Origin of the sequence: Bradyrhizobium sp. ISRA436 (assembly GCF_029910015.1) — a bacterium.
In the GTDB taxonomy this organism is placed as follows: domain Bacteria; phylum Pseudomonadota; class Alphaproteobacteria; order Rhizobiales; family Xanthobacteraceae; genus Bradyrhizobium.
Map to the genome: position 1 here is coordinate 56,784 of NZ_CP094519.1, position 12,881 is coordinate 69,664.

Here is a 12,881-nt window from a genome sequence, read left to right on the forward strand (position 1 = left end):
CGATGTCGATTACCGCGCAACGCAAAGCGGAAGTCATCAAGACGAATGCCACCAAAGCCGGCGACACCGGCTCGCCCGAGGTTCAGGTCGCGATCCTGTCGGAACGCATCAACAACCTTACCGAGCACTTCAAGACCCACGCGAAGGACAACCATTCGCGCCGCGGCCTCCTGAAGCTCGTGTCGACGCGTCGCTCCCTGCTTGACTATATCAAGCGCAAGGACGAGGCGCGTTACAAGGCACTGCTCGAGAAGCACAACATCCGTCGTTGATATTGAGAAGCACGCGCGCGCGGTTCGCGCGCGTTTTCGTATGATCTTCCGGGGAGACGGACTTTCGAATTGTCGAAAGACGATCATGCGCACAGCATGGCCTTCACGCCATGCACACTAGCGTCCAGCAGCAATCCGGCCGCTGGACGGGGCAAGATGCCCAGATGACCGAAAGGATGGACGCCATCCGGAACCCAAGGACCATGGCAGGATCGCCGGACGCTGGTCGCAGCAGCGCATCAGTGTCTCGCCGTCTTGCGCATGGTCTTTGTGTTTTGGAGCGCCGTGCTTTCGCGAAACCATGAAAGAAGACCGAAATGTTCAAAACGCATTCCGTCGAGATCGACTGGGGTGGACGTCCCCTCAAGCTTGAAACCGGCAAGATCGCCCGCCAGGCCGACGGCGCCGTGATGGCCACCTATGGCGAGACCGTGGTGCTCGCCACCGTCGTTGCGGCCAAGGCGCCGCGCGAGGGCGTCGACTTCCTGCCGCTCACGGTCGATTACCAGGAGAAGGCCTACGCCGCGGGCCGCATTCCCGGCGGCTATTTCAAGCGCGAGGGCCGTCCGACCGAGAAGGAGACGCTGGTCTCCCGCCTGATCGACCGCCCGATCCGTCCGCTGTTCGTCGACGGCTGGCGCAACGAGACCCAGGTGATCGTGACGACGCTGTCGCACGACATGGAGAACGATCCCGACGTGCTGTCGATGGTCGCAGCCTCCGCCGCGCTGACGCTGTCCGGCGTGCCGTTCAAGGGCCCGATCGGCGCTGCGCGCGTCGGCTTCGCCAATGACGAATACGTCCTCAACCCGACGCTGGACGAGATGACCGAGACCCAGCTCGACCTCGTCGTCGCCGGCACCGCGGACGCCGTGCTGATGGTCGAGTCGGAAGCCAAGGAGCTCAACGAAGACGTGATGCTCGGCGCGGTCATGTTCGGCCACCGCCACTTCCAGCCGGTCATCAACGCGATCATCGAGCTCGCCGAGAAGGCCGCCAAGGAGCCGCGCGAAGTCACCCCGATCGACAATTCGGAGATCGAGAAGGAGGTGCTCGGCATCGCCGAGCAGGAGCTCCGCCAGGCCTATGCGATCGCAGTGAAGCAGGACCGCTATGCCGCGGTCGGCGCCGTCAAGGAAAAGGTGATGGCGCACTTCTTCCCCGAAGGGCAGGAGCCGAAATACGACAAGCTGCGCGTCGCCGACGTGTTCAAGGAGCTGGAAGCCAAGATCGTCCGCTGGAACATCCTCGATACCGGCAAGCGCATCGACGGCCGTGACGTCAAGACCGTGCGCAACATCGTCGCCGAAGTCGGCGTGCTGCCGCGCGCTCACGGCTCGGCGCTGTTCACCCGCGGCGAGACCCAGGCGATGGTCGTGACCACGCTCGGCACCGGCGAGGACGAGCAGTACATCGACGCGCTGTCGGGGACGTACAAGGAGACGTTCCTGCTGCACTACAACTTCCCGCCCTATTCGGTCGGTGAAACCGGTCGCCTCGGCGGCACCAAGCGCCGCGAGATCGGCCACGGCAAGCTCGCCTGGCGCGCGATCCACCCGGTGCTGCCGCCGCACCACGAGTTCCCGTACACGATCCGGGTGGTCTCCGAGATCACCGAATCGAACGGCTCGTCCTCGATGGCCTCGGTCTGCGGCGCCTCGCTGTCGCTGATGGATGCCGGCGTGCCGCTGAAGCGGCCGACCGCGGGTATCGCCATGGGCCTGATCCTGGAAGGCCAGCGTTTCGCGGTGCTGTCGGACATCCTCGGTGACGAGGATCATCTCGGCGACATGGACTTCAAGGTCGCCGGCACCGACCAGGGCATCACCTCGCTGCAGATGGACATCAAGATCGAGGGCATCACCGAGGAGATCATGCGCGTCGCGCTTGGCCAGGCCAAGGAAGGGCGCGTCCATATCCTCGGCGAGATGGCCAAGGCCCTGACCGCAGCCCGCGCCGAGCTCGGCGAATACGCGCCGCGCATCGAGACCTTCAAGATCGCCACCGACAAGATCCGCGAAGTGATCGGCACCGGCGGCAAGGTGATCCGCGAGATCGTCGAGAAGACCGGTGCCAAGGTCAACATCGAGGACGACGGCACCGTGAAGGTCGCCTCCAACGACGGCGAGGCGATGAAGGCCGCGATCAAGTGGATCAAGTCGATCGCGTCCGATCCGGAAGTCGGCCAGATCTACGACGGCACCGTGGTCAAGGTGATGGAGTTCGGCGCCTTCGTGAACTTCTTCGGCGCCAAGGACGGTCTTGTCCACATCAGCCAGCTCGCGGCCAACCGCGTGCAGAAGACCTCCGACGTCGTCAAGGAAGGCGACAAGGTCAAGGTCAAGCTGCTCGGCTTCGACGACCGCGGCAAGACCCGCCTGTCGATGAAGGCGGTCGACCAGCAGACCGGCGAGGATCTGGAAGCCAAGCAGAAGCCCGAGGCTCCGGCCCCGCGCGAAGCCGCCGGCGAGTAAGCCGAGGCAATTCGACTGTTATGGAAAGGGCGGCCCCACGGCCGCCCTTTTTGTTTGCGGACACACAAAGCAAATCAATCTCCGCTGATCGGCATGCGCGGTTTTGACCCGGCATTGTGAGCGGCATTGTTGGAACCCGTTCACAACTCGCGCCTAACATCGGGAGTCCTTCCCAGCACGGAGAACCACGATGTCATTGATGTCCCGACGCCACCTGATGATCGCAGCAACCGGCATCGCCGCGGCCGCCGCCTCGTCGCGTACAGCGTTCGCCCAGGCAACCACGCAGGCCCCGAGCGGACCGTTCAAGGTCGACCCGCTGCCCTATCGGACCAACGCGCTGGAGCCGCACATCGACGCCAGGACGATGGAGATCCATCACGACAAGCACCACCAGGCCTATGTCAGCAACCTGAACACGTTCGCCAAGGATCATCCAGAGATCGCCGCGAAGCCGATCGTCGACGTGCTCGCCAATCTCGGCAACGTGCCGGACGCGATCCGCACCGGCGTGCGCAACAACATGGGCGGCCACGCCAACCATTCGATGTTCTGGCAGATCATGGGACCGAACGGCGGCAAGCCGGACGGCGAGGTGCTTGCCGCGATCGACCGCGACCTCGGCGGCATGGAAAAATTCCAGGCCGACTTCAATACCGCCGGCGGACGCGTGTTCGGCTCGGGGTGGGTGTTCGTCACAGTGACCCGGGACGGCAAGCTCGCGATCGAGACGCGGCCGAACCAGGACAATCCGATCATGGACGGCAAGCGCGCCCTGCTCGGCAACGACGTCTGGGAGCACGCCTATTATCTGACTTATCAGAACCGCCGGCCCGATTACCTGAAGGCGTGGTGGAATACGGTGAACTGGAAGGCGGTGGCCGAACGCTACGCAGCAGCCAAGGCCGGGACGCTCGGCGTGTGAGCCCGGCTGTCGAGGCTCGCCGGCTGCGACATGCCCGGTTAAGCTGAAGGCCTCGCGGGAGATCGCGGGGCCTGTCGCGCGCTGAGAGATCGACGATGATGCTGCCGACCATCCGTCCTGCCCGCCCGGACGAATATGATGAGATCGCCCGCCTCTGGATGGAGAGCTGGGTCACGACCGGCCTGGCCCAGGCCAGCGACGTCCTGCTCGCCGATCTGCGCGTGCGCCTTCGCCACGAGGTCGAGCGCGGCTGGAGCCTGTTCGTTGCCGACGACCAGGGCACCCTCGCCGGCATGCTGGCCCTGCATCTTTCCGACAACTATCTGGATCAGCTCTTCGTCGCGCCCGACTATCATGGCAGGAGCGTAGGACGACAACTGCTTGCCTTCACACGCCGGCAGATGCCGGACGAGATCTGGCTGCGCTGCGCGCGCGAGAACGAAAAGGCCTGGCGCTGGTACGAGCGCGAGGGCTTCCTGTTCGAGCAGGAGAAGATCAACCCGCTGAACGGACTGATGATGAAGTACTACCGCTGGAAGAGAGTTCCCGGCTGATTTGCCTAACCCGCGAAATTGACCCGCATATCGATCCGAACCCGGCACGCCCGTCTAACCGTAGTGCGTTGCCAAGTCGCGGCAGACGCGCGATGAACGGGCGCTGCCGTCCCTTGCCGATGAAAGGTTCAGCACATGATCAAACTCTACTGGTCGCCGCGCTCGCGCTCGTTCACCACGATCTGGCTGATGGAGGAATCCGGCCTGCCGTATGAACGGGTGCTGACAGACATCACCACAGGGGCACAGAAGGCACCGGACTATCTGAAGATCAACCCGATGGGCAAGGTGCCGGCGCTGACCGACGGCGACGCCCAGCTTGGCGAGGCGGCTGCGATCTGCGCCTACATCGCCGACCGCTATCCCGAGACCAGGCTGGCTCCGGCCACGACCGATCCGAAGCGCGCCCGTTATCTGCAATGGCTGTTCTTCGCACCGAGCTGCATCGAGCCGGCGCTGATCCAGCTGTTCACCAAGCTCGAAGTGCCCGCGAGCACCGCGGCGTGGGGCAGCGCGGCACAGGTGTTCGACGTGCTCGACACCGAGCTGCAGAAGGGGCCATGGATCCTCGGCGACCAGTTCTCCGCCGCCGATATCACGATCGGCTCGGGACTGAATTACGCGGTGCGGGTGTTCAAGATGGTGCAGCCACGGCCGTCATTCGACGCCTATATCGATCGCTGCGTGGCGCGGCCTGCGTTCCAGCACGCGGAGAAGATCACCGCGGGGTGAGCTTGTAGTCGCGCAGCCGGATGGAGCCAACGGGTCGCGCGAACGCGCGCCCGATGACAGGCTCCGCGCAATCTGGGGCAGTCGCAGACGTGGAAAGGACTCCCGGATTTCGCTTCGCTCCATCCGGGCTACAAGCCGCAAGACGTGAAAGCTTGGCCTCGTCTAGCCCGGGACGACGCGAGGATCGACGTCCTGCGAATAGTCGATGCCGTCGATGCCAAATCCGAATAGGCGAAGGAACTGGGTCTTGTATTCCTGGAGGTCCGCCAATTCGCCGAGCGTTTCGGTGGAGAGCAGCGGCCATCGCCGCGCCACCTCCGCCTGAACTTCGGGCGAAAGCTCCCAATCGTCGACCCTGATACGCTGCGCCTCATCGAGTTCGGTGTCTTTGCCGAGGCGGGTCCGGAACAGGCGATCGATCTGTTCGATGCACCCCTCGTGGAGCCCGAGCTGCTTCATGACCTTGAACAGCACCGTTCCGTAGAGCGGCACCACCGGAATCGCCGAGCTCGCCTGCGTGACCACGGCCTTCAGCGCCACGACGCGAGCAGCGTCCTGGCCGAGCCGGTTTCGGATCTCTTCCGCCTTGCGGTCGAGATCGACCTTGGCGCGACCCAGCGTGCCTTTCCAATAGATCGGCCAGGTCAGTTCGCTGCCGATATAGGTGTAGTTGAGGGTCCGGAAACCCGGCGCCAAAACGCCGGCGTCCGCGAGCTGGTCAATCCAGCGCTTCCAGTCGTCGCCGCCCATCACCGCGACCGTGGCGGTCGCTTCATCCTCGCTCGCCGGCGCAAGGGTCGTCTCGAAGACCTCGCCGGTCTCGGTGTTGAGGGTCTTGATTTCGACGGGGGCGCCGAGCGGCTTGATCGCCGAGCGATAGGTTTTGCCCGTGACGGGATCGGTCCGGACCGGTGCGGCCATGCTGTAGACCAGCAGGTCGAGCTGTCCGAACTTCTCACGCACCTGGTCGATGAAGGTCTTCTTCATCTCGTCGGAGAACGCATCGCCCTCCAGCGTGAGGGGCGACCGTCCGATCCTCTCGGCCTCGATCTCGAATGCGCGATTGTTGTACCAGCCGGCGCTGCCCGTCCTGGTCGCCGTCGGCTCGCGCTCCAGCGACACGCCGATGGTGTCTGCTCCGCCGGCGAAGGTCGCAACGATGCGGCTCGCGAGGCCGTAGCCGGTCGAACATCCGAGCACGGCGACACGCTTGGGGCACTCCGCAATCGGGCCGTGCCGGAGAACATAAGCGATCTGGTCGCGGACATTGCTGGCGCAGCCGACGGGATGTGCCGTGGTGCAGATGAAGCCTCGCACGCGCGGTTCGATAATCATGTCCACCCCATTTCGGATCGTTGCAATGTCACCATTCGCTGCCTGCCGGCCTCCGTCTGCCAGAGATGAGAGGTAAAGATCAAATCACGCATCCAGCCGCTTGAACACCAGCGTGGCGTTGGTGCCGCCGAAGCCGAACGAGTTCGACAGCACGGTGCCGAGCTTGGCGTTGTCGATGCGCTTGCGCACGATCGGCATGTCAGCGAACACCGGATCGAGCTCGGTGATATGCGCGCTCTCGCAGATGAAGCCGTTGTTCAGCATCAGGATCGAGTAGATCGCCTCCTGCACGCCGGTGGCGCCCAGCGAGTGGCCGGTCAGCGCCTTGGTCGCCGAGATCGGCGGACAATTCTCGCCGGTGCCGAACACCTTGCGAATCGCCTCGATCTCCGGCGGATCGCCGGCCGGGGTCGAGGTTGCGTGCGGATTGATGTAGTCGATCGGCGTGTCCACGGTCGACAGCGCCATGCGCATGCAGCGCTCGGCGCCCTCGCCCGACGGCGCCACCATGTCGTAGCCGTCGGACGTCGCACCGTAGCCGACCACCTCGGCGTAGATCTTTGCGCCGCGCGCCTTGGCGTGCTCGAGCTCTTCGAGCACCACGACGCCCGCACCGCCCGCGATCACGAAGCCGTCGCGGCTGATGTCATAAGGACGCGAGGCGGTGGCCGGCGTGTCGTTGTACTTCGAGGACATCGCGCCCATGGCGTCGAACAGCACCGACAGCGTCCAGTCGAGTTCCTCGCAGCCGCCGGCGAAGATGATGTCCTGCTTGCCGATCTGGATCGTCTCATAGGCATTGCCGATGCAATGGTTTGAGGTCGCGCAGGCCGAGGAGATCGAGTAGTTCACGCCCTTGATCTTGAACCAGGTCGCGAGCGTCGCCGAGGCCGTCGACGACATTCCCTTCGGCACCGCGAACGGGCCGACGCGTTTCGGACCCTTTGCGCGCGCGATGTCGGCGGCCTCCACCAGCGTCCGCGTCGAGGGCCCGCCGGATCCCATGATGATGCCGGTGCGCACGTTGGAAACTTCGTTGTCCTGGAGCCCGGAGTCGCGGATCGCCTGCTCCATCGCGACGTGGTTCCAGGCCGCGCCCTCGGCGAGGAACCGCATCGCACGTCGATCGATCACTTCGGCAGGATTGAGCGTCGGCGCACCTTGCACCTGCGAACGGAAGCCCAGTTCGGCGTGCTTCTCCGCGCGTGTGATGCCCGATTTCGCCTCATAGAGGCTCGCAAGCACTTCCTGGGTGTTGTTACCGATGGACGAGACAATACCCATCCCCGTGATGACAACCCGCCTCATGTTCGCCTCGCCTTGCCTTTATGTTGTCGCATGATGATCCTGCTCAAGACGGCGCCGTGCCCTGCTTGAACAACCCGACCTTCAAATCCTTGGCGCGATAGATAATCTCGTCATCCATGGAAAGCCACCCGTCGGCGATTCCAAGCACGAGCTTTGACCGCATCACGCGCTTGATATCGACGTTGTACACAACCTTGCGCGCATGCGGCAGCACTTGGCCGGAGAACTTCAGCTCGCCGAGGCCGAGCGCGCGGCCGCGACCTTCACCGCCGATCCAGCCGAGATAAAAGCCGACCATTTGCCACATGGCATCGAGGCCGAGACAGCCCGGCATCACCGGATCGTTCTTGAAATGACAGCCGAAGAACCAGAGGTCCGACTTCACCTCGAGCTCGGCGCGCACCAGCCCCTTGCCGAACTCGCCGCCGGTTTCGGAAATCTCGCTGATGCGATCGAACATCAGCATCGGCGGCAATGGCAACTGGGCGTTGCCGGGACCGAAAAGTTCTCCCCGGCCACAAGCCAGCAAATCCTCATATTCGTAACCGCCGCGCCGATCCAGCATCCTCTTCAGCCTCTCAAATGTCCCGATGAAGCGCTTTTTGCTTGAGCCGGACCGGTCTTCCCGCGGGGTTTGAGTATCCCGCCTGTTGGCGCTACCAGGGTACGCGATCAGCCTTGGGTCTCTGCCGAAAGCGCATATGTGGTCCGCGCGCTCTCTAACATAGGGCCAACGGGGCGGCAAAGCCGCATTCCGGGGATAAATCGCCGCTTCTCCATAGGGTTCCCCGTTCACCTTGGATCCGTTCTAGTTGCGAAAAACTTGCATCTGACGGTCATCCTTTTTATATTTCCTAAGAATATCGCCTGGGTTAGGTGCATAGAGTGGATATGAGCGACGAAGTAACGGTTTCGAACGATGACGCCGTGCATCCGGCTGCACGGGGCGCTGGGCATCACCCGACTCTGACCGGCTGCCCGTGGCATGACGTCAACGAGATGCTGCAGGCTGCAAGCCTTCGGCCGACCCGTCAGCGCATGGCGCTGGGTTGGTTGCTGTTCGGCAAGGGCGCCCGCCATCTGACCGCTGAAATGCTGTATGAGGAAGCCACGCTGGCCAAGGTTCCGGTGTCGCTGGCGACTGTCTACAACACCCTCAACCAGCTCACTGATGCCGGCCTGCTGCGCCAGGTCAGCGTCGACGGCACCAAGACCTACTTCGATACCAACGTCTCGGCGCACCACCACTTCTATCTCGAGCACAATCACGAGCTGGTCGATATTCCCGACCCGAACCTCGTGCTGACGAAGATGCCGGATGTGCCTGAGGGGTACGAAATCGCCCGCGTCGACATGGTCGTGCGGCTGCGCAAGAAGCGCTGATCCCAATCAAAGCTTACCATGCGCGGGCTTGACCCGCGCGTCCATCGTTTCCGATCAAGACCTTCTTCGATGGATCGCCGGGTCAAGCCCGACGATGACGAGCGGATTATTTCGTCAGTCCACCTTCTCGTCAGCGTAGACGCCCCACAGGCGCTGCTGCTCGATCCAGCCATCGAACCCGTTGCCGGTGATCCGGCACCAGCTGTTGGCGCACTTCTTGACCTGCGCAACGACGCCGACCTGCAGTCGCGCCGCGACCGCGCTCGTGGTGTCCGGACGATCGTAGAGCGCGGCGAGATCGTCCTTTTTCTTCATGGTGACAACGGCGGTGCGGCGCCCGGACAGCAGGGAGTGATAGACCCAGCCTTCGGCGCCTTCGGAATCGCGCACCCTGCGCCAATTCTCGAATTCGGCGGTGATTTCGACCGGCAGGCCGGCCCGCGTGTAGACCCAAGCGACGTCGTTGTCCTTGGTCGGGCCGGCGCGGACGTTCACGTGATCGGATTTCAGGCTGACATAGCGCGGGATCGGCAGTCCGCTGGTGGTGGGGCTCATGTCCTTGGCCGTATGTCCCGGCATGATCGACGCGCTCAGCATGCTTCCGACCAGCGCCGCCAATGAACCGAAACGCCAAAACATCAACTCGTCTCCTGTCGAGATGACCAACTCGCATTCGGCGAGTTGCAACCCAAACCCACGCCTGAATCTCAGGCCCCCTGTGCCGCCGCTGCTCACCCCCGACCCGTGATTCCGAGGGTTCTTGTCTTGTCCCAGCCTTCTGCTAGAGAGGACGGAACGGCTGAAGAACCAGAACGCCCGAATTTGCGCCGGCAAAGGCCGGGTAAGTATCGGGGAACCCTAGGAAACGCGAAGGAAACGCCGGGACAGCGCGGCTATCAGCAGTGTCGAACAACCGGGTTAATGAGGTCTGAACGGCGCGAATTTTGGCGCGCCGCGGCCCTCATGAGAGCAGGACATGTCGGTAAAGAAAAAGCCTCTCGTCGTCGTCACCCGCAAGCTGCCGGACTCGATCGAGACCCGGATGCGCGAACTGTTCGATGCCAGATTAAATCTGGACGACACGCCGATGACGCCGGAACAGATTGCCGAGGCGATGCGAACCGCCGACGTACTGGTGCCGACGGTGACGGACCTGATCCGTGAGGACGTGATCAACCAGCCCGACTGCAAGCTGAGGATGATCGCCAATTTCGGCAACGGCGTCGACAATATCGACGTGGCGGCCGCCCATGCGCGCGGCATCACCGTGACCAACACGCCGAAAGTACTGACCGAGGATACCGCCGACATGACGATGGCGCTGATCCTCGCGGTGCCGCGGCGCATGATCGAGGGCGCCTCGATCCTGACCGAAGGCAGGCAGCACTGGGCGGGCTGGTCGCCGACCTGGATGCTCGGCAACCGCATCGGCGGCAAGCGGCTCGGCATCATCGGCATGGGCCGCATCGGCCAGGCCGTGGCGCGCCGCGCCCGGGCGTTCGGACTACAGATCCATTACCACAACCGCCGCCCGGTGGCGCCCGTCATCGCCGACGAGCTCGGCGCGACGTATTGGGAGAGCCTCGACCAGATGCTGGCGCGGATGGACATCATCTCGGTGAACTGTCCGCATACACCGGCCACCTACCATCTGCTCTCGGCACGCCGGCTCAAGCTGATCCGCAAGGAGGCCTACATCGTCAATACCGCGCGCGGCGAGGTGATCGACGAGGACACGCTGATCAAGCTGATCGAAGCCGGCGAGGTCCGCGGCGCCGGCCTCGACGTCTACGAGCACGAGCCCGCGGTGAACCCGAAGCTGGTGCGGCTGGCCAAGGCCGGCAAGGTGACGCTGCTGCCCCATATGGGCTCGGCCACCATCGAAGGCCGCGTCGAGATGGGCGAGAAGGTCATCATCAACATCAGAACCTTCCTCGACAACCACAAGCCGCCGGACCGCGTGCTGCCGAGCATGCTGTAGCTCACATATCCTGAGGTGCTCTGCGCTCGATCCGAGTACGCAGCTCAAACCTCCCCTTGAAAAGGGGGAGGTCGCTTTGCTCGCCAGAGCAAAGCGAGTGGGGATCTGCTCTCTCCACGCGCAGCATCGCCCGCGGCTGACCTCTATCCCGACCTTCCCTCATTTAGGAGCAGGGCTCGCTGCCAAAATATCGAAAACAACCCCATGCAAAGTAGCCGGGTGGGATGGAGCGCAGCGAAATCCGAGGCAGCTCTTTCCGCGGATAAAATCGCCCGGATTGCGCTTCGCTTTATCCGGGCTACGGCACCGTAAGATCCATATTCGCTGTCGTCCCGGCGCAGGCCGGGACCTATAACCACATGGCTTTGTTGTCGCGAAGGCTGTGGCTCCAGCATGAATTTGAGGCAGCTAGATTGTAGCCCGGATGGAGCAAAGCGAAATCCGGGAGAGCTTCGACCGCGGACTCAGGGCCCCGGATTACGCCTCGCTCCATCCGGGCTTCTGTAACGGGCCTTGGTTAGTCAATCCCTTTTTGCGTGGTCCACTTGCCGGGCACTTGCTTCTGTACGGGATCGGCGCAGTGGCCGTCGCCTGATGGGGTGCATTGAGGAGCCGGCCGGCCAATCTACGGAAGCGTGGTTGTGAACCGACTTCCCGGATGGCGGCCTGACCGGATCCGTCGTCCCGGCAAAGGGACTTCGCTCGGGGAAGGCCTGGTGTCGTGGCCTGCCCAGATCGGTTGAGGCTCCTTCCTTATACCAACGGCCCCCGGATTTGACTCACATTTGGGATTTCCAAATCAGTGAGTTTCTGAATCGATGTTGCTGCGTAGACAGGAGCAATATCGATGGGGGCAGCGGTAGCGATTACGCGGCTTGATTTGACCGCGGGCGAGCTTCGGAAGGCGGCGCGCAGAGAGAAGAATAGTACGGTAGCGCGGCGGATATTGGCGCTTGCGCTTGTGCTGGAGGGCGCGGACCGCAAGAAGGCAGCCGAAAGTTGCGGGATGGATCGTCAGACCCTGCGGGACTGGGTGCATCGTTATAACGCCGAAGGCTTGGCGGGACTGCGGTCGCGCAAACCGACGGGACCGCGGTCGCGGCTGACGACAGAGCAGCAGGCCGAATTGGCCGCGTTGGTCGAGGCCGGTCCCGATCCTGAGCAGCATGGGGTCGTACGTTGGCGGCGGGTGGATTTGCGCGACGAGCTTGAGCGGCGGTTTGGCGTCAAACTGCACGAACGTTCGGTCGGCAAGGTTCTGGCCAAGCTCGGGTACCGCCGGCTCTCGGTGCGGCCGCGCCATCCGCAAGCCGATGAAGCGGCTCAGGAAGCGTTCAAAAAAACTTTGCTACGACCCTCACGACAACGCTCCCCGCTCACGCCCAAGGCAAGCCGATCGAAATCTGGTTCCAGGACGAGGCGCGGATCGGCCAGCAGGGCACGCTGACACGCGTGTGGGCCAAGCGTGGCTCACGGCCTCGCGCGCCGCGCGATCGACGTTACGATTGGGCTTATCTCTTCGGTGCCGCCTGTCCTCAACGGGGCGTCGCCGCGGGTCTTGTCATGCCGACGGCAAATGCAGAGGCGACGTCACTGCATTTGGAGGCAATCAGCCGCAAAGTTGCACCCGACGCACATGCCGTTCTCGTCTTCGACGGCGCCGGCTATCACAGTGCCGGCACCGTCCGAGCTCCGGAAAATATCACTCTGTTACAGCTGCCGCCTTATGCGCCCGAGCTCAATCCGATTGAAAACGTCTGGCAGTACCTGCGCGCCAACAAGCTCGCCATCACCGTCTTCGACGACTACGACGATATCGTCGCCAAGACCTGCGAAGCCTGGAACTTCTTCGCAAATGATCCAGGTCGCATCGCCTCAATCACAAGCCGCACTTGGGCAACAGTCAATCCTTAGGGC

General features: G+C 63.2%; 12 protein-coding genes. 8 read left to right on the forward strand and 4 right to left on the reverse strand.

Going from position 1 to position 12,881, the window contains the following annotated elements; all coding sequences use genetic code 11:
* The first annotated feature begins 2 nt into the window (after nucleotides 1–2).
* The 5 genes from rpsO to MTX23_RS00265 all read left to right on the forward strand — a co-directional run bounded on the left by rpsO (nucleotide 3) and on the right by MTX23_RS00265 (nucleotide 4,957).
* Nucleotides 3–272: a 30S ribosomal protein S15 gene (rpsO, locus tag MTX23_RS00245; protein ID WP_280974658.1), complete on the forward strand. Its 270-nt coding sequence runs from the start codon at nucleotides 3–5 to the stop codon at nucleotides 270–272.
* A 317-nt stretch (nucleotides 273–589) separates the two neighbouring features.
* Nucleotides 590–2,746, forward strand: coding sequence for a polyribonucleotide nucleotidyltransferase (pnp, locus tag MTX23_RS00250; protein ID WP_280974659.1), 2,157 nt, complete (start codon nucleotides 590–592; stop codon nucleotides 2,744–2,746).
* 190 nt (nucleotides 2,747–2,936) lie between these two features.
* Entirely contained in the window at nucleotides 2,937–3,671 is a 735-nt protein-coding gene (locus tag MTX23_RS00255; protein ID WP_280974660.1) for a superoxide dismutase, read from the forward strand.
* A gap of 95 nt (nucleotides 3,672–3,766) precedes the next feature.
* Complete coding sequence (locus MTX23_RS00260) at nucleotides 3,767–4,225, forward strand: GNAT family N-acetyltransferase (RefSeq protein WP_280974661.1); 459 nt, start codon at nucleotides 3,767–3,769, stop codon at nucleotides 4,223–4,225.
* A gap of 135 nt (nucleotides 4,226–4,360) precedes the next feature.
* Nucleotides 4,361–4,957 (forward strand): glutathione S-transferase family protein, encoded by a 597-nt coding sequence (locus MTX23_RS00265; RefSeq protein WP_280974662.1) that lies wholly within the window; start codon nucleotides 4,361–4,363, stop codon nucleotides 4,955–4,957.
* Between the two features lie 162 nt (nucleotides 4,958–5,119).
* On the opposite strand, the gene fabV is transcribed toward MTX23_RS00265, so the two are convergent.
* The 3 genes from fabV to fabA all read right to left on the reverse strand — a co-directional run bounded on the left by fabV (nucleotide 5,120) and on the right by fabA (nucleotide 8,165).
* Entirely contained in the window at nucleotides 5,120–6,292 is a 1,173-nt protein-coding gene (gene fabV, locus MTX23_RS00270) for an enoyl-ACP reductase FabV (protein WP_280974663.1), read from the reverse strand.
* Nucleotides 6,293–6,376: 84 nt separating this feature from the next.
* Nucleotides 6,377–7,600: a beta-ketoacyl-ACP synthase I gene (gene fabB / locus MTX23_RS00275; protein ID WP_280974664.1), complete on the reverse strand. Its 1,224-nt coding sequence runs from the start codon at nucleotides 7,598–7,600 to the stop codon at nucleotides 6,377–6,379.
* A 43-nt stretch (nucleotides 7,601–7,643) separates the two neighbouring features.
* The gene (gene fabA, locus MTX23_RS00280) at nucleotides 7,644–8,165 is read right to left on the reverse strand and encodes a bifunctional 3-hydroxydecanoyl-ACP dehydratase/trans-2-decenoyl-ACP isomerase (protein WP_280978323.1); all 522 of its coding nucleotides are present in this window, start codon (nucleotides 8,163–8,165) and stop codon (nucleotides 7,644–7,646) included.
* A gap of 326 nt (nucleotides 8,166–8,491) precedes the next feature.
* Between fabA and irrA the strand changes: the two genes are divergently transcribed.
* Nucleotides 8,492–8,983, forward strand: coding sequence for an iron response transcriptional regulator IrrA (irrA, locus tag MTX23_RS00285; protein WP_280974665.1), 492 nt, complete (start codon nucleotides 8,492–8,494; stop codon nucleotides 8,981–8,983).
* 114 nt (nucleotides 8,984–9,097) lie between these two features.
* Here the strand turns inward: irrA and MTX23_RS00290 are convergent, their stop codons facing one another.
* On the reverse strand, nucleotides 9,098–9,625 hold the full coding sequence (locus MTX23_RS00290) for an SH3 domain-containing protein (protein ID WP_280974666.1): 528 nt from the start codon (nucleotides 9,623–9,625) through the stop codon (nucleotides 9,098–9,100).
* Between the two features lie 334 nt (nucleotides 9,626–9,959).
* Here MTX23_RS00290 and MTX23_RS00295 point away from each other — a divergent pair, with 334 nt between their 5' ends.
* Both MTX23_RS00295 and MTX23_RS00300 read left to right on the forward strand, forming a co-directional pair.
* The gene (locus MTX23_RS00295) at nucleotides 9,960–10,964 is read left to right on the forward strand and encodes a D-glycerate dehydrogenase (protein ID WP_280974667.1); all 1,005 of its coding nucleotides are present in this window, start codon (nucleotides 9,960–9,962) and stop codon (nucleotides 10,962–10,964) included.
* 847 nt (nucleotides 10,965–11,811) lie between these two features.
* Nucleotides 11,812–12,878, forward strand: a protein-coding gene (locus tag MTX23_RS00300; protein ID WP_280971795.1) for an IS630 family transposase whose coding sequence is annotated in 2 segments (ribosomal slippage) — nucleotides 11,812–12,298 and nucleotides 12,298–12,878 — 1,068 coding nt in all. Because the reading frame shifts where the segments join, the coding sequence is not laid out codon by codon here.
* Nucleotides 12,879–12,881 lie beyond the last annotated feature (3 nt).

Coding starts and splice junctions, on each gene's coding strand:
- rpsO (WP_280974658.1), top strand. CDS start 3: ATGTCGATTACCGCGCAACGCAAAGCGGAAGTCATCAAGACGAATGCC.
- pnp (WP_280974659.1), top strand. CDS start 590: ATGTTCAAAACGCATTCCGTCGAGATCGACTGGGGTGGACGTCCCCTC.
- MTX23_RS00255 (WP_280974660.1), top strand. CDS start 2,937: ATGTCATTGATGTCCCGACGCCACCTGATGATCGCAGCAACCGGCATC.
- MTX23_RS00260 (WP_280974661.1), top strand. CDS start 3,767: ATGATGCTGCCGACCATCCGTCCTGCCCGCCCGGACGAATATGATGAG.
- MTX23_RS00265 (WP_280974662.1), top strand. CDS start 4,361: ATGATCAAACTCTACTGGTCGCCGCGCTCGCGCTCGTTCACCACGATC.
- fabV (WP_280974663.1), bottom strand. CDS start 6,292: ATGATTATCGAACCGCGCGTGCGAGGCTTCATCTGCACCACGGCACAT.
- fabB (WP_280974664.1), bottom strand. CDS start 7,600: ATGAGGCGGGTTGTCATCACGGGGATGGGTATTGTCTCGTCCATCGGT.
- fabA (WP_280978323.1), bottom strand. CDS start 8,165: ATGCTGGATCGGCGCGGCGGTTACGAATATGAGGATTTGCTGGCTTGT.
- irrA (WP_280974665.1), top strand. CDS start 8,492: ATGAGCGACGAAGTAACGGTTTCGAACGATGACGCCGTGCATCCGGCT.
- MTX23_RS00295 (WP_280974667.1), top strand. CDS start 9,960: ATGTCGGTAAAGAAAAAGCCTCTCGTCGTCGTCACCCGCAAGCTGCCG.